This window comes from Leptospira stimsonii (assembly GCF_003545885.1).
In the GTDB taxonomy this organism is placed as follows: Bacteria; Spirochaetota; Leptospiria; order Leptospirales; family Leptospiraceae; genus Leptospira; species Leptospira stimsonii.
In genome coordinates this window covers 567,517-593,606 of record NZ_QHCT01000001.1, presented here as the reverse complement: position 1 = coordinate 593,606, position 26,090 = coordinate 567,517, and the positions used below count along the sequence as shown (strand labels likewise).

At 39.5% G+C, this 26,090-nt stretch carries 22 protein-coding genes and 1 pseudogene; 17 read left to right on the top strand and 6 right to left on the bottom strand.

Features of this window, described 5'->3' with window-relative positions; translation table 11 throughout:
• Positions 1-162 precede the first annotated feature (162 nt).
• The gene (locus DLM75_RS02925) at positions 163-606 is read left to right on the top strand and encodes a MarR family winged helix-turn-helix transcriptional regulator (RefSeq protein WP_118967033.1); all 444 of its coding nucleotides are present in this window, start codon (positions 163-165) and stop codon (positions 604-606) included.
• A gap of 281 nt (positions 607-887) precedes the next feature.
• On the opposite strand, the gene DLM75_RS02920 is transcribed toward DLM75_RS02925, so the two are convergent.
• On the bottom strand, positions 888-2,342 hold the full coding sequence (locus DLM75_RS02920) for a M20/M25/M40 family metallo-hydrolase (RefSeq protein WP_118967945.1): 1,455 nt from the start codon (positions 2,340-2,342) through the stop codon (positions 888-890).
• A gap of 201 nt (positions 2,343-2,543) precedes the next feature.
• Between DLM75_RS02920 and DLM75_RS02915 the strand changes: the two are divergent.
• Positions 2,544-3,224, top strand: a pseudogene (locus DLM75_RS02915) (hypothetical protein); the annotation flags it as partial.
• 305 nt (positions 3,225-3,529) lie between these two features.
• On the opposite strand, the gene DLM75_RS02910 reads toward DLM75_RS02915, so the two are convergent.
• Positions 3,530-3,775, bottom strand: coding sequence for a hypothetical protein (locus DLM75_RS02910; protein WP_147456599.1), 246 nt, complete (start codon positions 3,773-3,775; stop codon positions 3,530-3,532).
• Positions 3,776-4,441: 666 nt separating this feature from the next.
• Complete coding sequence (gene mnmG / locus DLM75_RS02900) at positions 4,442-6,349, bottom strand: tRNA uridine-5-carboxymethylaminomethyl(34) synthesis enzyme MnmG (protein WP_118967029.1); 1,908 nt, start codon at positions 6,347-6,349, stop codon at positions 4,442-4,444.
• A gap of 142 nt (positions 6,350-6,491) precedes the next feature.
• On the opposite strand from mnmG, the gene DLM75_RS02895 reads away from it, so the two are divergent.
• The 10 genes from DLM75_RS02895 (at position 6,492) to lenA (ending at position 19,443) form a co-directional block, all read left to right on the top strand.
• Positions 6,492-7,415: a branched-chain amino acid transaminase gene (locus tag DLM75_RS02895; protein WP_118967944.1), complete on the top strand. Its 924-nt coding sequence runs from the start codon at positions 6,492-6,494 to the stop codon at positions 7,413-7,415.
• Between the two features lie 7 nt (positions 7,416-7,422).
• Entirely contained in the window at positions 7,423-8,361 is a 939-nt protein-coding gene (locus DLM75_RS02890; RefSeq protein ID WP_118967028.1) for a DNA polymerase III subunit delta', read from the top strand.
• 322 nt (positions 8,362-8,683) lie between these two features.
• On the top strand, positions 8,684-10,009 hold the full coding sequence (gene dnaA, locus DLM75_RS02885) for a chromosomal replication initiator protein DnaA (protein ID WP_118967027.1): 1,326 nt from the start codon (positions 8,684-8,686) through the stop codon (positions 10,007-10,009).
• 308 nt (positions 10,010-10,317) lie between these two features.
• Positions 10,318-11,439 (top strand): DNA polymerase III subunit beta, encoded by a 1,122-nt coding sequence (dnaN, locus tag DLM75_RS02880; protein ID WP_118967026.1) that lies wholly within the window; start codon positions 10,318-10,320, stop codon positions 11,437-11,439.
• Complete coding sequence (gene recF, locus DLM75_RS02875) at positions 11,439-12,536, top strand: DNA replication/repair protein RecF (RefSeq protein ID WP_118967025.1); 1,098 nt, start codon at positions 11,439-11,441, stop codon at positions 12,534-12,536. Before dnaN ends, recF begins: the two co-directional genes overlap by 1 nt.
• Entirely contained in the window at positions 12,533-12,997 is a 465-nt protein-coding gene (locus DLM75_RS02870) for a DciA family protein (protein WP_118967024.1), read from the top strand. The genes recF and DLM75_RS02870 overlap by 4 nt, the downstream gene beginning before the upstream one ends.
• Positions 12,998-13,062: 65 nt before the next feature.
• Positions 13,063-14,988: a DNA topoisomerase (ATP-hydrolyzing) subunit B gene (gyrB, locus tag DLM75_RS02865; RefSeq protein WP_118967023.1), complete on the top strand. Its 1,926-nt coding sequence runs from the start codon at positions 13,063-13,065 to the stop codon at positions 14,986-14,988.
• 18 nt (positions 14,989-15,006) lie between these two features.
• Positions 15,007-17,511, top strand: coding sequence for a DNA gyrase subunit A (gyrA, locus tag DLM75_RS02860; RefSeq protein ID WP_118967022.1), 2,505 nt, complete (start codon positions 15,007-15,009; stop codon positions 17,509-17,511).
• Positions 17,512-17,515: 4 nt separating this feature from the next.
• Positions 17,516-18,466 carry a tRNA dihydrouridine synthase DusB gene (dusB, locus tag DLM75_RS02855; protein WP_118967021.1) on the top strand — a complete coding sequence of 317 codons (951 nt, stop codon included), beginning with the start codon at positions 17,516-17,518 and terminating at the stop codon, positions 18,464-18,466.
• A 233-nt stretch (positions 18,467-18,699) separates the two neighbouring features.
• Positions 18,700-19,443, top strand: coding sequence for a lipoprotein LenA (gene lenA, locus DLM75_RS02850; RefSeq protein ID WP_118967020.1), 744 nt, complete (start codon positions 18,700-18,702; stop codon positions 19,441-19,443).
• Between the two features lie 128 nt (positions 19,444-19,571).
• On the opposite strand, the gene DLM75_RS02845 is transcribed toward lenA, so the two are convergent.
• On the bottom strand, positions 19,572-20,135 hold the full coding sequence (locus tag DLM75_RS02845) for a lipoprotein LipL21 (protein WP_118967019.1): 564 nt from the start codon (positions 20,133-20,135) through the stop codon (positions 19,572-19,574).
• A gap of 137 nt (positions 20,136-20,272) precedes the next feature.
• On the opposite strand from DLM75_RS02845, the gene DLM75_RS02840 reads away from it, so the two are divergent.
• Entirely contained in the window at positions 20,273-21,826 is a 1,554-nt protein-coding gene (locus tag DLM75_RS02840; protein WP_118967018.1) for an LIC10012 family protein, read from the top strand.
• Between the two features lie 23 nt (positions 21,827-21,849).
• Complete coding sequence (locus DLM75_RS02835; protein WP_118967017.1) at positions 21,850-22,719, top strand: AAA-type ATPase lid domain-containing protein; 870 nt, start codon at positions 21,850-21,852, stop codon at positions 22,717-22,719.
• Here DLM75_RS02835 and holA read toward each other — a convergent pair.
• A complete protein-coding gene (gene holA, locus DLM75_RS02830) occupies positions 22,685-23,773 on the bottom strand; it encodes a DNA polymerase III subunit delta (RefSeq protein ID WP_118967016.1) in 1,089 nt (362 codons plus the stop codon). The genes DLM75_RS02835 and holA overlap by 35 nt on opposite strands.
• 85 nt (positions 23,774-23,858) lie before the next feature.
• On the opposite strand from holA, the gene DLM75_RS02825 reads away from it, so the two are divergent.
• Entirely contained in the window at positions 23,859-24,074 is a 216-nt protein-coding gene (locus DLM75_RS02825; protein WP_118967015.1) for a hypothetical protein, read from the top strand.
• On the opposite strand, the gene DLM75_RS02820 is transcribed toward DLM75_RS02825, so the two are convergent.
• Positions 24,065-24,628, bottom strand: coding sequence for a nucleoside triphosphate pyrophosphatase (locus DLM75_RS02820; RefSeq protein ID WP_118967014.1), 564 nt, complete (start codon positions 24,626-24,628; stop codon positions 24,065-24,067). The two genes, DLM75_RS02825 and DLM75_RS02820, sit on opposite strands and share 10 nt — an antisense overlap.
• Before the next feature lie 60 nt (positions 24,629-24,688).
• Between DLM75_RS02820 and DLM75_RS02815 the strand changes: the two genes are divergently transcribed.
• Complete coding sequence (locus tag DLM75_RS02815) at positions 24,689-25,579, top strand: hypothetical protein (protein WP_118967943.1); 891 nt, start codon at positions 24,689-24,691, stop codon at positions 25,577-25,579.
• 18 nt (positions 25,580-25,597) lie between these two features.
• Positions 25,598-26,086, top strand: a complete 489-nt coding sequence (locus DLM75_RS02810) for a hypothetical protein (RefSeq protein ID WP_118967013.1) — start codon at positions 25,598-25,600, stop codon at positions 26,084-26,086.
• Positions 26,087-26,090 lie beyond the last annotated feature (4 nt).

The following is a 26,090-nucleotide window of genomic DNA, read 5'->3' as shown; positions in this document are numbered from 1 at the left end:
AACCATCGTATCCAATGACTGCGCAAAAATCAGGCAAAGAAGAATTAAAACTCTTTCGAACCGTAAAGAGCATTCATATAAGAATCGAATTCTTCCCTAACATCTTTTACTTGTTTGAACAATTATATTTGACGTTAGGAAGAAGAGAAGAAAACTCTTCTCATGTTTATTCTGGATCATCAGCTCGGTTTTAATCTCCATCGTGTTGCGTTGCTTTTTCGACGGGAACTTTCCCGTTGTCTTCGAGACCACAACTTAACTCCGGAACAATGGCAAGTTCTCGCAACACTGTGGGAAAAAGAATCTCTGACTCAAAAAGAAATCATCCATATAACATTACAAGATGCGCCATCCGCTTCTCGAATGGTCGCGAGAATGGTTCAGAATCAATTAGTCAAGAGCGAGGTTTCCGATGAAGACAAACGAGCGACGGTCATTACTCTGACAAAGGCCGGTCGGGGATTGGAGAAAACGTTGCCGAAAAAAATAACCGGTCATTTTGAAACTCTTCTTCAAGACTTTTCCACAAACAAGAGACAGGATCTATTAATCCTCTTAAAAGAGCTTCGATTGGTTTTTAATGACTTCAATCAAGATAGAAAATAGAAGTCAGAATTCTTTCATCTATGAGATAGAATTTGATTTCTTTCAGATCAAAAATTTCAGGAGAACTATGTTGGATGGTTTATGGTTCGGATTTCTATATCAAAGGGTTTTCTTCAATTCTTATCGGAAGATTTTTCCTTCCCCCCGATTCTCATTTTAAATTCTTCCTTCAGAATCGATGTAGTTCTTTTGGAAACGGAAGAGGATCCTCTAAGATAGAATATCCATGTAAAGGAAGAGCACCAAGACAAATAAGTTTTGCCTTGGTGCAGAAGAAAAAATCAATCCTCGACGTTATTGAATTCGATAATCGATTTGTGAAGAATCTCAATACCGGTTCTTAAATGCTCGACCGTCGTACTTTCGTTCTTTCCGTGAATTCCATCGATCTCTTCCGAACTCATCAAAGAAGGAATCAAACCATAACATTTAAAGCCGGCTAATCTCAAATAAGAAGAATCCGTTGTTCCCGGTGACAAAAAAGGTGTGATCACGGAACCCGGAACCACTTGCTTTACTACGCCGGAAAGAACTTTGAAGTATTTTGAATCCACGGGAGATGTCGTTCCAGGTTCCAAATGTCTCGCTGTCACTTTCACTTTGTATTTTTCACCGAGCTTCTTCACAGTTTCATAGACTTCGTTTTCGTTGAATCCAGGAAGAATTCTTATATCGATACTTCCATTCGCCTTCGAAGTAATCACATTGATTCCGGCGTAATGCGTATCGACTCCGGTTATGCTTACGGAGTTGCTTGTCATCGCCCGCAAATGTTTGTTCGTCTGAATGACTCCCTTTAAGATAGTTCCGAGCAAGGGATTTCGGGATCTTTTTAATACGAAGGAATTCGGAAACGGACTAACTTCCCCCATCTGATAGAAGAACGACGCCGTTTCATCTTTGATGATCGTGATCTGATTCATCTTCTTTACTTCTTCAAGAAAATCTATCAGATTGAGAGCCGCATATTCAACGGGGGGAGTACTTCCGTGTCCCGAAATATCTTCGCTTTCCAAGTCCAACCAGACGGCGCCTTTTTCTGCGTGCTGAATATTGAAGATTTTGCTTCCTTTCAATACGACGTCCTTCGTTCCAACTCCACCTTCGTTGTGAACAAATTCGTATCCTTTAAAAATATTCCTGTAATTTGCGATTAAGAAACGCATTCCAAACTCGGAACGACTTTCTTCATCGGAAACTGCAAGATACATCAGATTCTTTTTGAGTTTTATTCCAGAATCATGAATTAAGAAGAAGGCGTAGAGTTCCATAATCCCTAAGCCCTTTGTATCCACGGCGCCCCGACCATAAATTCTATCTCCAACTCTCACTCCGGAAAAAGGCGGATGGATCCATTCACTTTCATTCACTTCGACAACATCCAAGTGATTTGTGAGAATCAAACCTCCTTCAGAATCGCTCCCTTTGATCTCGGCCATGATACTTGCTCTTTCCGGCTTACCGGGAACGTCAAAGATCGTCGTTTTGATTCCTCGCTTATCAAAAAGACTCTTCAAAAATAATGCGGCCTGTTTTTCATTTCCGCGAATGGTTTTAATTCTTAGATAGGTTTGTAAATCTTTCGAGGCTTCTTCGGCGATTTTTCCGTAATCTTTTTCTTCAAACTTCGTTTTAGGAGTTAAGGATTGGATTCCTTTCTCCGTGATAAAAATCGTATAAAGCAAAAATAGAACCAAGGCTCCTAAAAAGCCTAAGCCGATCTTCTTCCAATTCATCTGTATTCTCCTCAGTGCGGAAGAAAATAACGTCACTTGATTTCCTTTCAAGGCTTTAAATCCTCCATTCTTCGTCTTTTTATTTTCTGCTCATTGAATTGAAGGTTATCCTTTTGGATAGTTTTCCGATGATGAAAGGGTAGAGGTTATAGAATGATTCGAATCCTATTTCTATTTTTGTTTTTCCCTGGATTTCTATTTGCAGTTACTCCCGGAAAATGGTCCCACTTAGACAAATTCGTTTTCGGAAATTCTCTAAATGGTCCCGTTAGAGAAGTAGTTAAGAATGCGAGTGGTAAAGTGATCTACACTGCGAACTACGATTATGATTCGAATGGAAAGCTTATCAAAGAATCATACTTGAACGAAGAAGGTAAGCCAGATGGCTCGACCCAGTTTCAATACAAAGACGGAAAAGTTGTAAGAGAAGAGCTCTTCAATAAAGAAAATCTTCTAATAGAAACCAAAACCTTTCGTTACAATCCGAAAGGGTCGATTGATCTGATCGAAGTCTTTGATAAAGAGGGCAAACTGTTAATAAAATCAAATATCAACAGCTGGGAAAAAGAATTCGCAAGGTCGGGACAAACGAGTTGGTCCGAATCAAAAGAAGTCGAAACCTTTTCCTTAATCCAAGACGAAAAGAATCCTAAACTCTTGACTCAAAACATTTACAACGAAGAAAAAAAACAAATCGCTTCGACTAAATTCGAGTATGATGAGAAAGGAAATCTTCTTACAAGGATCAACACGCAAGGAGAGCAGGAGCGAAAGAATCAGTTGAACTACGACTCCAATCGACGGCTTATCAGCTTTACGTTTCACGTGAAACAAAACAACAAGTGGGAACTTCTTAAGACTCACGAACTATTCTACAAATAGTGAACCCGGAATGAATGGACCGAGAACAATACTCGGTTCCTTTCTACAAATTTCTTTAGCATTCAGGCACAATTTCATTCGCGAAAGTGCGGCAAAGATACGGTTTCAAAATACTTCGCCGCGGAGAAAAATAGATCCTTCTTGATCTCTATGGAACGCTCTTTTTTGGAGAGCCGGAAGTAAGATCGTTTCGAATCTTTTGCATCTTAAATTCAAAACTATTCCTTAAAAAAGCTCGTGTCATTCCATCGCGCGAAAGAAAAGAAAAGCGATCGGAATTAAATACAAAACCTCAATCCACCGTCCTAAGTCGCGTCGAAGTTCCGACCTTGTTCTATGTTAAAAGATTCACTTCCATCTTTCAGTAAATCGGAAAGATCATCTTGCGAAATAAAGAAGATTCCTTTCGACATCAACGTTGTAGTGAATGCGCTCTTTGTTTTAGAAAAGTAGATATGATTTGGCGTTTCAAATCTCAAGAATGCGAGACAGATCATCGGAAACAAAACTTTGAATTCGCTTATCCGATTCTTATAAAATGAATGTGACATTCGGAAGTTCATCAAGGTTTTAACGAAATGGATCGCGGTCATTCCCTCTGCACTTTTCTTTCATAAATAAAAAGAACTCGAAACAAAGAAAGTTGGAATCCAAGGGTGTAGCTTTTACTTTTCTAGAATTCTTCCGAGAGAAATTCTACAAATGATCGGACCGTGCAGAAAATTTAAACGAGGTTAGGAAGAATGTAATAGGAGCAAGCGACGTAAAAAAACTGAATCAAAGGCGAGTACTAAAAACACTTTAAAGGTTCCAAGCCGAATAGTTTTTTCCTGACCTTCGAACTTTTGTAAAGTAGTGATCTGAAATTTCCATTTCGTCGCTTTCATTTAAATCAATGAACTTCAAAGTAAAATAATCATAACAGAAAAACTCTTCTCCGTTCTTCTGTTCTCAATCTCTTTTTCCGTTAAAACTGAGTAGCGAATAGACAATCTTCTCTTCTCGATTTGCACCGATGAATAAAAATTCAACCGGGAGAAAATTGAAATACGGAACGATACTCAATGCTCCGGATCTTCGTATAGAAATGTCTGAAAGAAATAAGCATAATCGATTCCGATGAGGAGCACTAAAACAAAAACCCGGCAAGAACCGGGTTTTCTAAAAATGTTTCATGTGAAACGGGTCGGAGTTCCGACAAGATTCGGTTGAAAACTTTAGGAAGCTTCTGCCTCTTGCTTCTTTCTTCCTTTGATATGATACAAAAGGAGATCGATATCGCTTGGATCCACGCCTGAAATCTGGGAAGCTTTTTCAAGTGTCATCGGTTTGTGCGTTTTTAATTTCTGAATGGCTTCCTTTTTCAAACCGGCGATCGAATCATAACTCAAATCTTCGGGAATATTCAGATCCAAATATTTACTCTTCCATTGAATGGTCTCGAGTTCTCTTTTGATATAACCTTCATACTTGATTTCCATCTCAAGAATACTCTTATCCAACTCCGACCAAGATTGAACTTCAGGAATCATAAACTCGACGTCCGTAATTTTAATTTCCGGTCTTTTTAAAAACGAATCCAACTTCATACCAAACTTGTAGTTCGCGATTCCTTTTTGATCTAAAAGACTTTGAAATTCTTCCGAAGGCTTCAGAGGAATTTGGTAGATTTTTTCTCTAACGGAATTGACTCTTTCATACTTTTCCTTCATTCGATCAAAGGAAACTTGATCAACGAGTCCAAGTTCATATCCGTATTCCATCAGTCGATGATCGGCATTGTCTTGTCTCAGAAGAAGTCGATGTTCGGCGCGCGAAGTGAACATTCTATAGGGATCTTCAACACCTTTGTGAACGAGATCATCGACCAATACGCCGATATAAGATTCACTTCTTTTGAACAAGAGGGGAGGGTGATTCTTTAAAGAATTCAGAACGCTATACGCCGCGACCAATCCTTGAGCCGCCGCCTCTTCATAACCGGTAGTCCCATTGATTTGTCCGGCGTGATAAAGGCCTTTTATTTTTTTTGTTTCTAAAGTAGGTTTCAATTCCGTTGGATCAACATAATCATACTCGATCGCGTAACCCGGTCTAAGAATCTCTGCGTTTTCCAATCCTTTAAGAGAACGTACGAGTTTCCATTGTACTTCTTCAGGAAGACTCGTTGAAACTCCGTTGAGATAAATCTCCGCTGTCTCATATCCTTCCGGTTCCAAAAAAACCTGATGTCTTTCTCGATCCGCAAATCTTACGATCTTATCTTCGATCGAAGGACAATAGCGTGGTCCCGTGCTCTGAATTTGTCCGGAATACATAGGAGAAAGATTTAGATTCTCATGAATGATCCTATGAGTTTCAGAATTCGTGTACGTGATATAACAAGGAATTTGTCTTCTCGTAATCTTATCGGTAGAAAAAGAAAACGGGGAAGGGTTTGCGTCTCCGTCTTGTATCGCAAGAACACTTAAGTCCACAGAATTCTTATGAATTCTAGGAGGAGTTCCTGTCTTTAATCTCCCTAACTTTAAATCGTATTTTGCAAGCGACTTCGACAGCCCTTTCACCGTTGGCTCGCACAATCTTCCGTTTTCATTTTGATATGTCCCGATATGAACTAGCGAGGATAAGAATGTTCCCGTAGTTAAGATCAAATGATTCGTATATATTTCGAAACCACGACCGGTCTTAACTCCGATCACGGAATCATTCTCAATCAACAATTCTTCTACTGTGTCTTGTCGAATCGAAAGATTCTTCTCTGCTTCAAGCGTATGTTTTACTTTAAGTTGATATTCTTTCTTCTCAGCTTGCGCTCTCGGTGCCCAGACACTCGGACCCTTTGAGGTGTTTAACATTTTGAATTGAATTCCTGTTTGGTCGATCACCTTGCCCATCAATCCACCAAGAGCATCCACTTCTCGAACCATATGTCCTTTTGCGATACCGCCGATGGCGGGGTTACAGGACATCTGCCCGATCGTATCTAAGTTCATCGTGATCAGTAAAGTTTTAGCGCCGCCTCTCGAAGCAATGTAAGCCGCTTCGGAACCTGCGTGCCCCGCGCCGACAACAATACAGTCAAAACGATTTGGAAAAACGGATGGAGTCTTGGATTCAACCATGGAGATTCAACTTCCTGAAGATAGATTCAAATTTAAGAATAAGATGTTTCGCAAGTAACGAGTCTTTGATTACAAGATGCAATCGACAGGAGACCCGACATATTGATTCATGGAATTATATCACTTATCAGGTTCCTGTTCTATGGCAGTATCCATCAAGAAACTATCCTATTTTGAAGGAAAAATCCTTCCCGAATCCGAAGCTAAGATCAGCATCCAGACGCATGCCCTTCAATATGGAACCACCGTCTTCGGTGGGTTGAGAGGTTATTACGATAAGGATACTGATAACATTTATCTATTTCGTATCTTAGACCACTTTCAACGATTGATCAACTCAACGAAGATCATGCAATTGAAGTTAGAAAAGACGAAAGAAGAATTGAGAGACATAACAATCGATTTGATTCGTCAATGCGGTTATAAAGAGAATATTTATCTCCGCCCCTTTGTTTATACATCGGCCTTACAACTTTCTCCTCGCTTTCATGACGTACCGACCGAACTCGCTATCTACATTCTTCAATTAAACGACTATTTAGATACGAAGCGTGGATTGAAGACAATGGTTTCCAGTTGGAGAAGATTTGACGACGCAGTGATTCCTACTCTTTCCAAAGTATCCGGCGGCTATGTAAACTCCGCTCTTGCAAAGTCCGAAGCTGTTCAAAACGGATTTGATGAGGCGATTTTTTTGGACGCGCGCGGTTTCGTGAGCGAAGGATCTGCAGAAAATATATTTCTTGTTCGAGATGGAAAAATCATCACACCCGGAGTAAATTCGTCCTTGTTGGAAGGAATTACAAGAAGAAGTGTTCTTCAGATCGCGAGGGACAATGGAATCGAAGTCATTGAGAGAGATATTTCTCGAAGTGAACTTTATATTTCCGATGAGGTTTTCTTTTCTGGAACCGGAGTTCAAATCGCATGGGTTTCCGAAATCGACCACAGAAAAATCGGAACCGGCGAGATGGGACCGATCACAAAGAAGATACAAAGTCTTTTTTTCAATCTTGTAATCAATAAAGATGAAAAATATAGACATTGGTTGACTCCGGTTTACTAAACAAAAAATGACTTCGCCGACATTTCAACTGGGTGATATCTTAGGACAAGAGATTGCCTTAACTTTTTTAAAAAGATATTCAGCAAAGCCGGAGATGATTCCACCTCTTTTGATTCTCCATGGACCGGATGGAACGGGAAAAGAATCAGCATCGGAACGATTTATCAAACAGGTACTTTGTTTCGAAGGAACTTCTTGCGGGACCTGCGCTTCCTGCAAAGCTTTCATGCACAATTCGCATCCGGACTACATCCGCTTTCCGGAAGAAAGCGGCAAAATCGTTCCGATTGGAAGTGAAGAGAACCCGGAAGAATTTACGATTCGTTGGTTGATTCGATCTCGACTCAACTACAGACCGCATCTTTCTAAATTTCGGTTCATTGTATTTCCGGATGCTTCTCTGATTGGGAACGAAGCTGAAACCGCGCTATTAAAATCGTTGGAAGAAGCTCCCCCTTTTTCACGATTCATATTCATAGTCAATAATCTAGATAAATTGAAGGAGACGATCGTAAGTAGGGCGATCTGCGTCCCGTTTCATTATCTCAATCAAGATGCACTTCATAAAATCCATTCACAATTCGATCTTCCGATTCTTCCTTTTCAAGGAGGAAGTATGCTTTCCTTTGAATGTCCGAAGGCTGTGATCGAATTGGTTCAGGAAAAAATAAAAGATAAAATCGAAACACAACTCGATTTACTAAAATTAGAATCTTGGATCCATTCTTATAAAGACGAACATCCCGAATGGAAAGAAAATTTTTCATATAAGGAATTCTTAGAGCTCGTAAGTCTTCTATTAATTTATGAATACACAAGAACAGGCTATACAAATCATATTTCTAAAATAGAAGCGCTCTTCCAATTCAAAGCTGAAATTCATAAAAAGATCATCGGGCTGGAAACACTCGCACTTTCGAGACTCTTTTTTCACCTCTCACTCTAAGCTATATTCAATTTCTTACATATAGATTCCTAACCAATCACATAAAGCACGTTAGACGAAACGGATATTTATCAAAAAATCTCTTTCGAGACATAATTTATTATTCAATACATAAACTGTTCCTTTTTTCCGGAGAAATTTCCGATTCCGGAATTTTCATTTGAGTACAAGAGTTCTTTCAAAAATAGTGTATTCTCATTCATCGAGCTCCGGGACTCCGGAGGAGAAGTGAAAAATAGCCCTATTCAATCGATTTGGAGAATTCGATCCAAATCACACTCGTAAAAATCTCTTGTGAGAGAGAATTTTTGTTTTTGTTTCTTTGGAGGAAGAGTTGAACCTAGTTTGGAATAAAATTTTGGAGGAAGTATCGAAAAAAATATCTCCTCAATACTTTGAAAGGTTCATTGATACCCTAAAATTAGAAACTCTTAACTCTGAAAAATGTACGATCATCGCACCTTCCGCTACGATCAAGACTCACGTTGAAAGAAAATATCAAAGCATTATCGAGAACGCGATCTTAGAAGCCTGCGGAGATAAAATTCCTGTCGAAATTCTAATCGAAGCAAAACCTGCATCTCCTCTTCAAACCATTCTTGAAAAATCTTTCGATCAAAAAGATTTTCAATTTAATCCGGATTATACATTCGATTCATTTATCGTAGGCGATTGCAATCGTCTGGCATTCACTGCGGCAAAAGAATGTGTGCGAAAGCCGGCCGAAATCAATCCTCTTTACTTATTCGGAAGCGTCGGAGTTGGAAAGACTCATTTGCTTCATGCGATCGGCTCGGAACTCATAAAAAAAGATCCTTGGAAAACCGTTTGTTACGTTGATATTTCTTCTTTTATGAACGAGTTTCGATTTGCCCTTCAATCGAGAGAACTCATTGAAAGTTTTAAGATGAAATACCAATCTTACAATTGTCTTCTTGTCGACGACATCCAGCTTCTTTCCACGAATGCGGAAAAAACTCAGGACGAATTCTTCGCTTTGTTTAATTTCCTTTTTGAAAGAAGAAGACAGATCGTCATTGCATCGGATCGTCCAAGTTCCGAGCTTCCAATTCACGAAAGATTAAAGTCAAGATTTGTCACCGGTGTTCAAGCGGACATTCAATATCCGGATCGGGAAATTCGGAGGGGCATCGTCGCACATCATTCTCAGATTATGGATTTGGGTTTGAGTGAAGATATCTTAGATTTTCTTGCCGATCAAATTGAAGAAGATACAAGACTTCTCCTTGGTGCTCTCAACGATATTTATCTTTATAAAAAGTCATATTCTCTTTTATTTTTAAATTTGGAAAAGGTAAAAGAGATCGTAAAGAACCGTCTCTATCGTAAGAAGAATGTCGAATTTTCTCATGATCGTATCATCGAAGCCGTAGCAAAAGAATTTAGCTTAGATCCTTCCGAAATTATGGGGAAAAGTAGAAAAAAAGAACTCATCATTCCGCGGCACATTTGTTTTTATCTTCTTCACAATGTTTTCAAAGTGAATAAGTCCCAAGTTGGAAGATTATTTCAAACCCAACATACAACAGTAATCCATGGCGTTCGAAAAGCCGAAGACTTACTTTCTAAAAACAAAGAAATGAAATTCTTAGTCGAAAGAATCAGTTCGCGCTATCGACTTCAATAAAACTTCCCGAACGATTGTCTCATTCTTACTTAAACACACTGTCAATAAACTGTAAATAAAGTCTACTTTCATCGTTCAGTAAGATCCTTAAAACTGTAAATAAGACATAATACAAAATTACTGTCACTTCAGAGGAAGAAATTTACGAAGAATTATGTCGGAAATGAAAATTCACTTTTCAAAAAGAATGAGACATATTTCAGTATTCCATAGGAATACGATTTTATGTACATATTTACAGGTACTACTCCTACAACTGTACAATAATAAGAATCTATTTAATTAAGTAAGATACTAGGAGAACAAAATTGAAAATAAAAATAAACACATCTGAATTCTTAAAAGCGATTCATGCTGTTGAAGGTGTGATCTCCGCAAGAGAGATTAAATCTGTATTATCAAATCTTAAAATAGAGGCGGAAGGAAAAGAAGTTTTCCTTTCTGCGACGGATCTTGAAATCTCTATTAAAACTTCAGTTCCGGCGGACGTCATTCAACCGGGAAGTATTTCTTTACCGGCAAAACAACTTTCCAGTTTTTTTAAAACGATTAACTTTGAAGAAACGATTCTTTCTTTAGAAGAATCCGACGGAGATTCTTCGATCGCATATATTACCGATGCGTCCGGAAAAAACGATTACAAGTCGAAAATTTCCGGAATGGACGCCGAAGAAATTAAAACGATTTCCAAAGTCAATTCTTCTCAAGTCTCTTCCTTTCCAAGTACGCTGATCAATGATATGATCCGTAAAACTTCGTATGCGATTGCGCACGAAGATCAAAGATTTATTTTCAACGGTCTTTATATGATTCCGAACGAAACAAAATTAATCTTTGTGGGAACCGATGGAAGGAGACTCTGTAAGATTGAAAGAACACTTCCCGCACCTTTACAATTCAAAGAATCGATTATCGTTCCTGCAAAGGCAATTCGCGAAATTTCGAAGATGATCGCCACGTCGGAAACCGGTAACATAGGTTTGATCGATAGTCAGATTTATGCGTCCGCAAATAACATAGAACTCTTATGTAAATTGATTGAAGGAAATTTTCCGAACTACGAACAAGTTATCCCTAAGAGCACAAAATTCTCCACTTCGATTTCGAAAGAAGAATTTCAAGTTTCTCTAAGACAGGTTATGACAGCCGCTGAAGAACCTTCGAGACAAGTAAGACTCACATTTACGAAGAACAATTTAAATTTCTTTGCACAAACTCTCGGCGCATCGGAAGCCAGTATCAACAAATCCATAGAATACTCTGGAGACGAAGTGACCATAGCCTTCAAAGGAGAATACCTCATGGATATTTTTAGATCGATCGACGATACGGAAGTAAAGATTGAATTCTCGGATTCCAGTTCGCCAGTGATTTTCAAAGATCCGTCCGACCCCGAATTTATTTCCGTGATTATGCCGATGAAAATTTAATGTTTCTAAAACATCTTACACTTCAAAACTTTCGGAGTCACGAAGAACTGAGCCTGGACTTTCATTCCAGGCTTATTTTTTTTGTGGGAGATAACGGAGAAGGAAAAACAAATATTCTCGAAGCGATTTGTATGCTCTCTTGGTTAAAAAGTTTTCGCGAGTCGGAAGACGGAAATCTAATTCGTTGGGGAGCGGAGAATTATTTTATTCGTGGAAGGATTCAGGAGAACCAAAAGGAATCCGTTTTAGAAATCGGATACACTGCAAAACCTACAGTAAAAAGAAGATTAAAATTCAATCAGGAAGAAATCAAAAAAAGAACGGATCTGATCGGAAAATTTATTACCGTTCTTTTGACTCCAATGGATTTGAAAATCATCGAAGGTGGTCCCGCTGAAAGAAGAAAGTTTATCGATGCATTCATTTCGTCATTTGATCCTTTTTATTTGGATTCGTTGCTGGAATATAATAAAATTCTAAAACATAGAAATGCACTTCTGAAAACTGGAAATTCGGATTCTTCTCAACTTTCTATTTGGGAAAAGAGACTTGTGGAGAAAGGGACGATAATTCTAAATAAAAGAAAGGATATCGTTTTTGAACTGAATTCATTCTACCAATCCAACTTGGATAAATTGAGTGGAGGAAAGGACGGCTTAACATTGATTTACAAACCGGACGTCAAAGACGAACAGGAATTCTTTGAGAAACTGAATCGAAACCTGGGACGCGATCTTCGTCTCGGATATACTTCGGCAGGAATTCATAGAGACGATCTCTTTATCGGAACGGATTCCCGTGATATCACTGAGTTCGGTTCTCAAGGTCAAAAACGAAGCGCCGTTATCGCCTTAAAAGCCGCTACCTTCAATTATTATAAGAATGTCCTGAATAAAACCCCGGTCCTTTTGATTGACGACGTGATCCGAGAATTGGACGTGAAACGAAGGGAGTATTTTGTAGACTTAGTAGTCAACGCCGGTCAGGCTTTTTTTACTACGACCGATTTGGAAGGAATTCAGGATTATGTCGGTAAACTCGAAGACCAAAAGCAGATTTTTATGATTCAGAATGGAGAAGTTCGTTCCGTAGAATGAAAGACGATCTGATTTCATCCAAAAAGATTGAAACCGAAGAATTTAAGTCGGTTCTCAATCAGCTCGGTATTACGGAAGAAAGCCTTCAAGAAAAAATTTCTCTGAACACACTCCGAAATCGATGGAAAGAAATCGTAGGTCCAGTCTTTGCTTCTCATTCCGAAGTCAATTCGATCCAATTCGGAAAATTAAGAATCGTAGTTTCCCACAATGCTTACAAACAAGAGTTGCTTTTTCTTCAAAACCGAATCCTCAGACAAGCATCTCAGTTTCTTGGTAAAGGAGTGGTTCGTTCTCTTGAAATTTCAATCGGCAAATTATCGAACCTTGTGAATTCTAAACAGCCGGAAACCAAAGAAAAAAAAGGCTTAGAAGGCAAAGAGGATTTAATTGCCATTCTTGAGAAAGAAACCGATCCGGAAGTTAAAAAACGTTATCTCGAGATTCTTCAATATCTTTGATTAATAAATGAATTTCCTTGCCTCCCTATGGTTTTCAGGAAAACTATTCCTGAGGTCTGAAAAAAATGAGCCAAGAAGAAGCAAGCTACAGCGCCGGTCAGATTAAGATTTTAGAAGGTCTGGAAGCTGTTCGAAAACGTCCCGGGATGTACATTGGAACTCAGGATGAGACAGGGCTTCACAAAATGGTCTATGAAGTTGTCGATAACTCCGTGGATGAGGCAATGGCCGGTCACTGTACAGAAATCAAAATCAGCATTCTTCCCGATAACATCATCGAAGTAAGAGATAACGGCCGTGGTATTCCGGTCGACATTCACCCGGACAAGCAAATCTCCACGATCGAAGTCGTAATGACGATTCTTCATGCCGGTGGTAAGTTTGAAAACGACGCCTACAAGGTTTCCGGCGGACTGCACGGGGTTGGGGTTTCGGTTGTGAACGCACTTTCCGAATGGCTTGTCGTAGAGGTTTTTCAAAAAGGAAAAATCTATACTCAAAAATACGAGAAAGGAATTCCGGTTTCTCCCGTTGAAGCGAAAGGAGAATCATCGGAGAGAGGGACAATCGTTCGTTTCAAACCGGACGCTTCCATCTTTACAACGGTCGATTTTCAATTCGATGTTCTTTCCGCTCGTTTTAGAGAATTAGCTTTTTTGAATAAAGGCTTGATTTTAACCGTCGAGGATCGAAGACGCGGAAACGGAGGTGAGAATTTACTTAAGAACGAATTCCAGTTTTCAGGCGGTATCGTTTCTTTCGTGGAACATATCAACGAAAACAAACATCCAATGCACAAAGTGATTCACTTTGAAAGAAATAAAGAGGATGTGATTGCTGAGATTTCGATTCAATACTCGGAAACTTACACGGAAAGTATTTTTTGTTTCACCAATAACATCAATAACAACTTAGGTGGAACTCACTTGGAAGGTTTTCGTGCCGCGCTCACGAGAACTCTCAATGACTTCCTAAAAAAAGATACCGTCATGGCAAAGAAACATCCAACCGGTTTATCCGGTGAAGATGTTAAGGAAGGATTGACTGCGGTTATTTCGGTTAAGATTCCTCAACCTCAGTTCAATTCTCAGACAAAAGAAAAATTGGTGAATGCGGAGATCAAAGGTATTATGCAAACTTTGACTTCGGAAGGTCTGACTCTTTTCTTTGAAGAGAATCCAAACATAACAAAAAGAATATTAGAAAAATGTATTCTTTCCGCGAAGGCTAGGGAAGCCGCTCGGAAAGCCAGAGATCTAACCAGAAGAAAAACGGTTTTAGAAGGCGGTGGTCTTCCGGGAAAACTCGCTGACTGTTCCGAAAAAGATCCTGCTCATTCTGAAATTTATCTCGTCGAGGGAGATTCTGCCGGCGGATCCGCGAAACAAGGAAGAGATCGAAACACACAGGCGATTCTTCCATTGAAAGGAAAAATTCTCAACGTGGAGAAAGCAAGATTGGATAAGATTCTCGCGAGTGAAGAGATTCGGATTTTGGTTTCCGCGCTGGGAACTGGAATCGGTGAGGATGAGTTTAATATCGATAAGATTCGGTATCATAAAATTATGATTATGACCGATGCGGATATAGACGGCTCTCATATTCGAACTCTTCTCCTTACATTCTTCTTTCGTTATATGCGTCCCGTGATTGAAAGAGGATATCTCTATGTCGCGCAACCCCCTCTTTATTTAATCAAACACGGTAAAAATTCTACCTATGCTTACTCGGACAAAGAAAAAGAAGAACTATTGAAAACGGTCGGTAACGATAAGGTTGTGATTCAACGTTACAAAGGTTTGGGAGAGATGAATCCGGAACAACTTTGGGAAACCACGATGGATCCTTCCAATCGAGTGGTTTTGAAAGTGAAGTTGGACGATTTTGTGGAAGCGGAGGAAACATTCAACGTTCTTATGGGCGATGAAGTTCATCCTAGAAAAATGTTTATCGAAGTAAATGCGGCTAAGGTAGCAAACTTGGATCTTTGATCCGAAGGGAATTCAGAAATGAGTCAAGAGATGGAAAACGAAACAAAAGTCCTAAGCTACAATATTGCAGGAAAACCGGATATCGCGGACGCCTTAAAAAACGGAGTTCGAGTTATTCCTGTAGAAATCGAAGATCAGATGAAAGAGGCGTATCTTGGTTACGCGATGTCGGTCATCGTGGGACGAGCCCTTCCGGATGTCAGAGACGGACTAAAACCCGTTCACAGAAGAATTCTTCATGCGATGAACGAACGCGCGTGGAGAAGTGATCGACCATATGTAAAATGCGCGAAGATCGTCGGGGAAGTAATCGGTAACTATCACCCTCACGGTGACGCTTCCGTTTACGAAGCCCTCGTAAGAATGGTGCAGGATTTCTCTTTAAGAGTCCCTTTGATCGACGGTCAAGGAAACTTTGGTTCGATCGACGGTGACAATCCTGCCGCGTATCGTTATACCGAGGCGAGACTTGAAAAAGTAGCCGAGGAACTTCTACGCGATATCGAAAAGGACACGGTTAGTTTCTCACCTAACTATGATGATACGAAACAACAGCCCGATGTCCTTCCGGCTAATTTTCCGAACCTTCTCGTTAACGGGTCTTCCGGAATCGCCGTGGGAATGGCTACAAACATTCCGCCCCACAACCTCAAAGAAACGATCGATGCCGTTATTGCGGTGATTCGAAATCCTGAAATTACGATTCCCGAAATTCTAAAAATAATTCCAGGACCCGATTTTCCAACGTCTGGAATTATTATCGGCGGTGAGGGACTTATCTCCGCGTATACCACTGGAAAAGGATCGATTCGGATCCGATCCAAAGTTGATATCGAAGAAAAGAAAAACGGAAGAGAAGTGATCGTCGTATCGGAAATTCCGTATCAAGTTAACAAAAAAGTTCTATTGGAGAAAATCGGCGATCTTGTTAACGATAAACACATTGAGGGTATTTCGGAAATTATGGATCTCTCCGACCGGAAGGGGATTCGAGTTGAGATTCATATTAAGAAAGACGCAAATGCTCAGGTTATTCTAAACCAACTTTATAAGATGACTCAGCTTCAGGTAAGTTACGGAATCACGATGCTTGCGATCCTGGATAATAAACCGAAGATTTTCAATATTAAAGAAATTCTCACGGCTTACTCCGCGCACAGACGAGTCGTTATCGTAAGAAGAACCCAGTTCGATTTAGACAAAGCCGAAAAACGCGCTCATATTTTAGAAGGTTTGAAAATCGCCTTAGAAAATATCGAAGAAGTAATCAAGGTAATTCGCGCTTCGAAAAATCCGGCTGAGGCGAAAGAGCAGTTGATGTTGAAGTTTAGTCTTTCCGACGTTCAGACGGACGCTATTCTCGAGATGAGATTACAGAGACTTACCTCTCTCGAAGTACAAAAAATCATCGATGAATTGGAAGAAGTTCGAAAGCTCATTGTCGATTTGAAAGATATTCTCGCTAAACCTTCTCGCGTAAACGATATCGTTTGCACCGAACTTCAGGAAGTCGGAGATAAATACGGAACAAAAAGAAAAACGGAAATTTCTATCGAAAGTATCGAAAGTTCTTCTTTTAATGCGGAAGACTTGATTGCTGACGAAGAAATCGTAATTCAAATCACCTATGATCAATTCGTAAAACGACTTCCAATCGACACTTTCAAAAGACAGAAACGAGGCGGAAAAGGGATTCAAGGTCTTTCACAAAAACGAGACGACGTGATCAAGATCATGAAGGCCGCGATGACTCATGATAGTATCATGTTCTTTTCTAATATTGGAAAGGTCTATGTGATGAAGGCATATGAACTTCCAATCGCTTCCAAGGAAGCTAGGGGAAAATCCTTAAAAGCGATTATCAACCTAAGAGAAGATGAATACATTTCTTCCGTCTTTGCATTCAGAGAAGAAGACATGGACAAGGATCTTCTCCTTGTAACTCGAAGAGGATTTATCAAACGAATTCATCTGAATGAATTTAGCAACGTCAAGAAGTCGGGAATTATCGCGATCGGACTCCGTGACGGTGACGACCTCATAAAAGTGGAAGCGATCAACGATAAGGACGAAGTGATTATCTTCTCGAGAAAAGGTCTAGCATTGAGAATCGAAGGAAATATCATTCGCCCGCAAGGCCGTACGGCAAGCGGCGTAACAGGTATGAGACTTTCTCCGGATGATACAATTGTAGGACTCAGTAAATTCAAAGAAGGCGAAGACATCTTCGTGGTTTCGGAAGAAGGTTATGGAAAACGCCTTGGGTTCGAGGAGTTTGGCGCTAAGGGAAGAGGCGGAAAGGGAATGGCTTATCTAAAAGTAACGGATAAGAACGGATTTTCCGTAGGAACTGGTTCCGTCGGTGCGGAAGATGAAATCATTCTGATCACACAACAGGGAATGACGATTCGTATCAACGCATTCGATATTTCTAAATTAGGAAGAACTGCTGTCGGAGTACGTCTGGTTGATCTGAAGGATAACGACAAAGTACAAGACTTTACGGTTCTCGGAGAAAGTTAAAAAGATGATTCAGATCGGAAATGTCACCTTGCCTGGGAGAATATCACTTTCTCCGATGGCGGGCATTTCCGATTCTCCAACACGTAGAATCTGCAGAAAATTCGGCGCCGCATTTTCCTATACGGAATTTGTGAATACCGATGAAATAGTTCACCGTGCACCGAAAGCGCTCAGGATGTTCCATTTTCTTCCGGAGGAAAGGCCGATTACGTTTCAGATTTTTGGAAATCGACTCGAGGTAATCGCCGAATCAGCGGAAATCATTCAGGAATTAAAGCCGGATATAATCGATCTAAACATGGGCTGTTCTACTCGCAAGATTTCTCTTCGCGGAGCTGGCGCCGGTTTGTTGAGAAGACCCGCACACGCAGGAAAGATTATCGAGGCAATAAAGAAAAGAGTCAATGTCCCTGTGACGGCAAAGATAAGAATCGGCTGGGATTCTGAAAACAGAAATTACCTGGAAGTAGCAAAGATCCTCGAGTCTTCCGGCGTGGACGCTTTAACAGTCCATGGTCGAACAAAGGAAATGGCTTACACCGGTCTTGCGGATTGGAATGCGATCGGCGAAGTGAAAGCGAATGTGAAAATCCCGGTCTTTGGAAACGGTGACGTCAAAACATTCCGAGAAGCGCAAGAAAAGATAAAGGAATATAAAGTTGATGGAGTTCTAATCGGAAGAAATGCGATCGGTAATCCTTGGATTTTCTCAGAGATCAAAAAAGAAAATCTTCAATGGAATGAAATCTCTTCCGTTATTCTGCAACATCTATCTTGGATGATTGAAAGTTTTGGAGAAGAATTCGGCTTGGTTCTCTTTCGAAAACATCTTGTTAAATATCTTTCCGGACTAGAGTTTGATCCCGAGTGGAAATCTCAACTTTTGGAACTTAGGGAATTCAATCCTTTTGAAGAACTTTTACTTTCTCCTCGAAATTTCAGTCTTTCTGTTTGAGTGATGAAAGTTAGTTACTTTCGAATAAGATCTCATCTTTTTCTTAAAGAATCGTAAAATTTAGAACGCACCGGATTTTCTATTTCTTCTTAATTCTTCCGTAAAGAACTTTTAAATCGATTTCCAATCGCTTTATTCTGCTTTTACCTTTAAGTCGAAATGGTTTCGAATACGTTTTTCTTGACGATTTTAGTACATTCGTAAATAACTTTTCGAAACGGAGAAATTACCTTATGAAACTTGTAAAAATAATTCTGCTTCTTAGCTTCACTTTGTCGGCTTTTACCGATTGCAAAAAAGAAGAAAAGAAAGACGTCCCACAAATTCTCGGAACTAGATTCGCAAATTATGACCAGTGGATTTATAAAACTCCCGGTAGCGACAAAAAGGAAGATCAAGTATCTCTTGTCTATGGAATGGAAGAAGTTACCGGTTTGGAAACTGTGGAAGTTCAAATTCCGACCAAAGATAAGAAGGGAACTATTCCCACCGAGTTTTTAAAAGTAAGAACGGTAGAAAATAAAGAGGGATTCGCACCCTTAAAAAACTTTTCCGAAAACGTATATTTTGTTTTGAACGCAACGGATGATGCATTCGTTAAGCCAACAATTACAGCCAATACAAAAGGGAAATTGAAAAGAGGTATGTATTGCTTAGAGCAAGAGGTTATCGGAGAATTCTCGAAAGTAACTTGTTACGATTCCATTCTTGAGGGGGACAAACTCGTAAATTACTATGATGTTTGGATTAAAACAATCTCTCCGAATTTGAGTAAGGATGCGCTTTTGGGAGAAACGATCAAACTTTTGAAAAAAGCAAGTCAAGATTTAGCAAAATCTAATACAGCAACAGAAGAGGAAAAATCAAAACTTCTTACATCTGCGACTGAGGCTCTGAAAAAAGCATTAGCGAAGCAGGATGAATTTTCAACGGATATCAACAATTTAGCAACTAAGTTTAGTCTTTCCCTGGAGTAAGCAAAGCTAGTTCTTTAAAGTTCTGAACTATTTCGCTTTAAAAATTAAAATTCTATTCTGCAAAATCCAATAAAAAACCCCGCTTTTCAGGGCGGGGTTTCGAAACAGAAAAGCTTTTAGAAGAAAGCTTATTGTTTGTTAGAAACTTCTTGTGCTTTCGCTACCAATGCATCTTTTCCACCAGGAAATTTTGCATAGATCACACACTGACATTCTTCCCAGTTGTCTTTAGAAACATCTTTAGGATCGGAGCCGGAACCGGTTGCTTTACACTCGTAAACCCCAACTCCTTTTACAACGCCTTGAGACTGAGAAACGATCACAGAAGCAGTTGCTTCACCGTCGGAAACTCCGGAAGCCGCTTCTACAGTTTCACCAACCATTTTCTTCACAACATCAGAAGCACCTTGAAGTCTGGAAGCTTCGCGGCAAGTTGATTGCATCATTGCCTGGCTTTTCTTTGCTACTGCTTTAGCGGACGCTCTGGAGGAAAATTTAATATAGTACCAGTCTTTTGGAGTAGTATCTCTTGGTGTTTTTCCGTCGTTTCTTTGTTCTGGAGCTCCACCCCAACCTTCAAATGTCCATCCGCCGTCACCGACAGTCGTTGCATCTTTTTGTCCAGTGTCGGTACTGGAGCAAGCTGCAAAAATCATTGTTGCTACAGATAGAGCGATAAGTCTATTGATCATTATTTTCTCCTTGATCTACTAAAAGAAAAAATCTAATACTTCGCTGAGTTTATGCAACACATTTTTTAATAGGTTGCTTTGAAACATAGATTTCTCTAAATGAATCCAGAGAGAGATTTGCGTCGCACTAATTCTTTATGTTACGAAATTTATTATTTTTCTTAATTTTCTTGGCTCACCCTTTACTCTCTACGAGTATAACTTTCCTTCCCGGAAAGATTGAAGGTAACCTACCAAATTCTTTTCAAAGAATCGGTGACAGATCGCAAGAAATTTCCAAATTTGGGGCTTTTTACGCAAACCTACTCTTAAGGGCCAAAGTAGAAACTACGGAAAGAATTAAAGACAAAGAAATATTTGAAAAATTCAAAAGTTCCCATTTTGGAAAAGAAGATTTTTTAAAGCTCTGTTCCGAACTCTCGGTTGATTACTTAGTGAGAGATGAGCTCCATTTTCAAAATCAAGTTTCATTAGATCGGTCCGTTTATAATTGTACACAAAAGCAATTCGATGAACTGCATCTCACGGAAAAATCGGACCTTTTCTCTTTGATGCGTTCTATGACTGAGAAATCCTTTCCTTGGATTCCATCAAAAAAGAGACAAATAGCGGAAATCAGTCAAAAGAAAACATCGAAAGAGTTGATCTTCGTTGTAGATCTTTCGCCTTCTTTCCAAAGAGAAAGAGAAGAATGGGTTCAATTTGTAAAGAATGCGTCCTGGGAATCGATGACTGGACTTCGAGTCGCTACGTTTTCAGAAGGAAAAACAACCGTTCTCCCGAAAGCGACCTCGCTCTCGGAATTTAGAACTCAAATCTCCAGTCTTAGATCGGTTGGAAAATCTTCGTTGGACGATCTTTCGAATGCTTTGATTCAAGTAAAAAGAAATCTCCTTTCTACTGGTGCGAAATCACAAACTATTCAAGACATAATCATTCTTACAAATGCAAAGGGAAAAATTCCCAATCCAACCTTATCATCTATTTTGCAAGATTTAGAATCAAACGGTTATGGAATTCGACTTTTCACGGCACCTTATTTTTCCATATCACAGACTCAGTATTACAAAGGGATTCTTCCGAAAGAGAGTTTTTTTGAGATCGCGTATTCCCGGAAAGTTAGTACTGCGAAAGATTCGAAAACGTTGATCTTTCGGGGACGGCAGATCTATTTTACGTATTCCGAACTCGCGCCTGGAAAAATAGGATCCGAAGCTTCGCTGAATAAGGTATCCTATTCCGGAAAATACACGGAGTCGGAATCCATCAATCCTCTCAATTTTACAGAAATTTACTCGGAACTTACCGGCGACAAGATTCTCGCCTCGGAGCCTCTTCAGGATAACTTAGCTTATTTGCTTTCGAGCGTACTTTTAAAAGGGGAATATAAATCGGAAGGACCGGCAGTTTTGGTTAAATCCGGAGAGCGGGCTTTTTGGATCTTTTTGCCGAAAGGAGTTAAAATACCCGAACAAGAAGAAACAGTGAGTTATCAAACGACTTATGTTCCTTCAGGCGCTTCAGTGGACGGTGTGACCAATGTCGCGGATCTTACCGAAGTTTATAGAGGAAATCCGTCTCAAATCTTGGAATGTACGCCCGTCCAGGTAAGAAATTATTTTCAAAATACGAACAAAAGTTCTTTCGATTGTATCGTCCGAGGTAGAGTTCTGCAGGTCAAAGGATTATAATCTTTTTCTAAAGGGATCCTCATTTGAATTCCGACGAACATATTTTTATCAGCAACGCATCCAACTCGGTTAAAATATTAGATCGACTCAAATCGTTTTCCCAAAATGGAATGCCCCTCTTTGTCACTGGCGGACCCGGCACCGGGAAGACCTTCATTGCTCAATTGATCGCCAACCTTTCCGGGAGGAAACCGTCCTTTAAAATTGTAGATTCGGAAAACCTTGAAAAAGAATCCGCGTTGGAAAATTTCCTTTCTCAAGATCAAAACACTTACTTCGTATTTAAGAATTTTACAAAAGCTCCCAAAGAAGTCCAAGCGCACTTACTCAGAAAGCTACGCGAAAATCAAACCGATTCCAGATTTGTTTTTTTATCAGGTAAGGAATGGAAACAAAAATTGGAGTCCGGTGATATCTTAGAATCCTTATATCTTGAAATTTCGAATTACAGATTGGATCTTCCGGATCTTCGAGAAAGGAAAGAGGACATCCCTCTTCTTATAAAACATTTTTTAGAAATACTTTCGGACAAATACAAACGAAAAGAAACGAGACTAAGTGAAAAACTCTATCACTTACTTTTGAATTACGATTTTCCAGGTAATATTCGACAGTTGCGAAATTTATTGGAGAGTATGGTTTCTTTGTTCCCGGTTCGAGTTTTAGATACAAAGCACCTTCCTCCGCAGATGTTCGAAACCTCTTATGTTTATAAAGAATTTATAGAAGTAAGAACGGGAATTCCGCTTCGAGATTATGAAAGAGAAATCATAAAAAAGAATCTGATTTTAGTGAATGGGAATCGAGAAAAAGCCGCGAAAATTTTAGGGATTTCGGAAAGAACGATTTATAGAAAGATTATAGAATTCGGTCTTTCCGGCGAAGCTGAATAAAAAAATCTTCCATCTTTCGATTGAAATAGAATTCCGATTCTTCCTTTTCTGATCCGGTTTTGATTCTAATATTCATATCAATGATAAAATCGTAAAGGTCTCCGATGATCTTATCGGAAAAGAATGTTGCTTCCTTTTTCAGACGGTTTCTCACGAAATTCTTTCTTGCCGGACTATAAGATTGAATGTCCAAATACTCGTAAACTTCTTCGTCGGAAAGAGTCGTTTCATACTTTCTAGAAATGATTTTGTATTTTCGAAGTTGATCGATTCTTTCTTTTAGAATCATAAAAAATAGAAGAAGGGAATCCTTCCCTTTCTGAAATTTTCTGAATTCCTTAAAAAAACGGATTCGATCCGATTCCATAAAAAAATCCACCAGGCCGCTCGAGTTGAGTTCCGAATTAAAAAGAAGAACGTCTTCGATATCTTGTTTGTTAAAAATCTTCTTGCTAAGATAGAGTTTCAGTTTTGAAAGCGATTGCAAATACGCGCCCATCGAAGGAGGAATCTTGTGCAGAAACTCGTCCATCGCATCTTCTTCCAATTGAACTCCGATTTCTTTGCAAGCTTGTAGAAGTCCGCCCTTGGTTTCGTTCGGATAAAAATTTTTCGTTTTGATTAGATTGGCTTTTCCGCCAAAAAGTTGAAGAACCTTGCTCGGAACTTCCCAGTGATTGTAATGAACTAAGAGCTGAATGGATTCGGGAAAGTTGGAGAATTGTTTTTGTAAAGATTCATTGTTCTTTCCCTTTCCACCGGAAACCGGTTTAAAAAATTCAAGTCCCGATTTGATAATGAACAATTTTCGATTGGAAAACATGTCCAGGTTAAAGGCTTCCGATTGAAATCTTTCGAAATCACCCGGCTCCGAGACAAAGATTACGATTTCGATCGATTCTCCGCTTTTGCGAATTGCTTCTTTGTATTTCTCAGCGAGAATTTCGAATTCATAGGATTCTTTTGCGGCTACGAAAACGATCGAGGGAAGCTCCTTTCCGACATCCGAAAGAAACTCGATCGTATTTTTGTATTCTTTAGTTTTAGTCGCCATTGTCTACGATGTAGAATTCGAATCGTTTCCAAAAAAAGGAAACAATTAGCTTAAGCTAAGGAATCGAATCTCCGAAGAATAGAATATGAACATCAGTTCCGGAGTCCAGAGGATTTCTTTTCCAGGAGAAGGTTTGGCTTACGTCAGCCCTGCTCGTTTTGGCGGAAAAGTAGAAGCCGTCGACCGGATTCGAAGAGAAGATTTTAATTCCGACCGCGGTTTCCCTGGTAAGAATTTTGCTCGTCCCAGCACGGATACGTTGCCACAAGGTCGTGGAAGTTTGATCGATTTCTACGCTTGATTTCCTTTTAAATATTTTTCCCAAATTCTATGATACTGAAAAAACATCCGGATCGGAAAGCCGAGGATGTTTGTGTACGAACCTTCGTAACGTTTGACAGGACCATTTGTGTCCTGAATTCCGTAACTTCCCGCCTTATCAAAAGGTGAATATGTTTCAATGTATTCGATGATTTGCTCTTTTGTCCAATCTCGAAAGGTCACTTTGGAGGAATCGAATGCGAATTGTTCCAGACCGCGATCGTAGATTCCCAAACCGGAATATACGATATGAGTTTTGCCGGATAAACTTTCTAAAATGGCGACTGCTTCTTCAAAATCGACGGGTTTTTGAAGAATCCGTTGATTGTGGACTACAATCGTATCGCAGGAAACAAGTAGCTCTTTCTCGGTCTTTTTTCCCAATTTCGAAAGTGTGATTCGTTTGAGGTATTCCAATGGACTTTCGTTTTGAAACGAGCGTTCGTCGATGTCTTCCGGTTCCACTCGAAAATCTAGATCCAGAGATTCCAAAACCTGTTTTCGGCGAGGGGATCTGGATCTTAGGACGATCATTCATCCACAGTTTGAGAAAAGCCTTGCTTTGCACCCGTTTTCCGGTCGATATTGGTATGGATGAAAGAGAATCAAAATTCTTCTTATTTTAATCTTCCTTTTCTGGTTGGATTCTTATTTTTTATATTGATCGGGTCGACTTACTCCCAGGAAAAAATCGGCGATCCAAAAGACGTCAAAGAAAATAAAAAAATAGGTTCCGAGAAAGAACTGATCGAATCCGGAAAATTAGAATCCGTTCGTAAAAAAGCATTCGTAGGATTAAAAGGAATTCGCACCTCACTTTTGAATTTTGGAAAAAAACAAGATCTCGATAAGATGAGTTTAGACTACGGCAACGCAGAAACTTCCTATCTCAGAGCTGAATACGCAACGGCCGCAACCGGTTTTGAAAACGTGTATAAAGCGCTCGTTCCTTTGGAAGAAATATTGAGAAGAGATTACGAAACAAAGACGGTTCAACTCGGTCAAGAACTCGCACCTTTGATCGTATCGATTCGTCTGGATCAGAAAAATAGAAATAAAAACATCCTCCCGATTTTGGAAAAATACTATGTTCGTTCCGGTGAGACGACGAAAGCATCCGTAACCGAATTGGAAAAAGGCGAAAGAACGTCCGCGCTCCATTTCCAAAAACAGGCTTTGATTTCACTTTATCATATTAAAATTCTTTTAGGAAAAAACGAAGACTCATCGATTTCCCTTTCCGATCGAATTTCCAAGAATAGAATTTTAGATACGGACTATTTAAATCCGGAAGAACTAATCTACTGGGACGACGCGGAGGATAAACTTCATTCCGAATCGGAAGAAGAAAGAAAAAAAGATAGGGTTCGGACTTTGCGATCCTACGAATGGAAACTCGGGATTTCGGCTGGAAAACTTCAAAAGGAAAGTGAATCCAAGAATGCTACGCCCGCCTCTGAAAAGCAAAATAACATAAAACCATAATATTCTAACTTAACTTTTATGAACTTCAATTCCATATTTAGATTCTTAACCATCCTATTCGTTATCATTTATCTCCCTTCTTGTAGGAGAGGAAGTTTTGATCGAGTAAAAGAACAAAGTTTCCAATACCTCTGTAAGGAATATTTGATTTTTTGCGATAAAATTGTGACTAAAATCGATATGTTTGATTGCGACCCTTTGCATAATACGTATGAAAGCGACGGTGCTCACTATATTAATCGAGAAGTTTTGGTTGACGACCTTACCATTGAAAAAGATGAAAGAGGTGCCGAAATTTTCGATCCCTATTCCGATAAGAAACCGAAAAAGGAAAGAACACGCGATACAAATTCGGACTTTGGGAAGAATATTAGAATTGATTCTCGAAAACTGATTCGGACTTTTGATACCGAAAGAGGAAAAGGCCCCGAAGGCGCGACGAACGAAGAATCGATAGAGAATATAAGACCTTGTTATCCGGTGAAACCGAAATACAATCAGGAGTAAATAC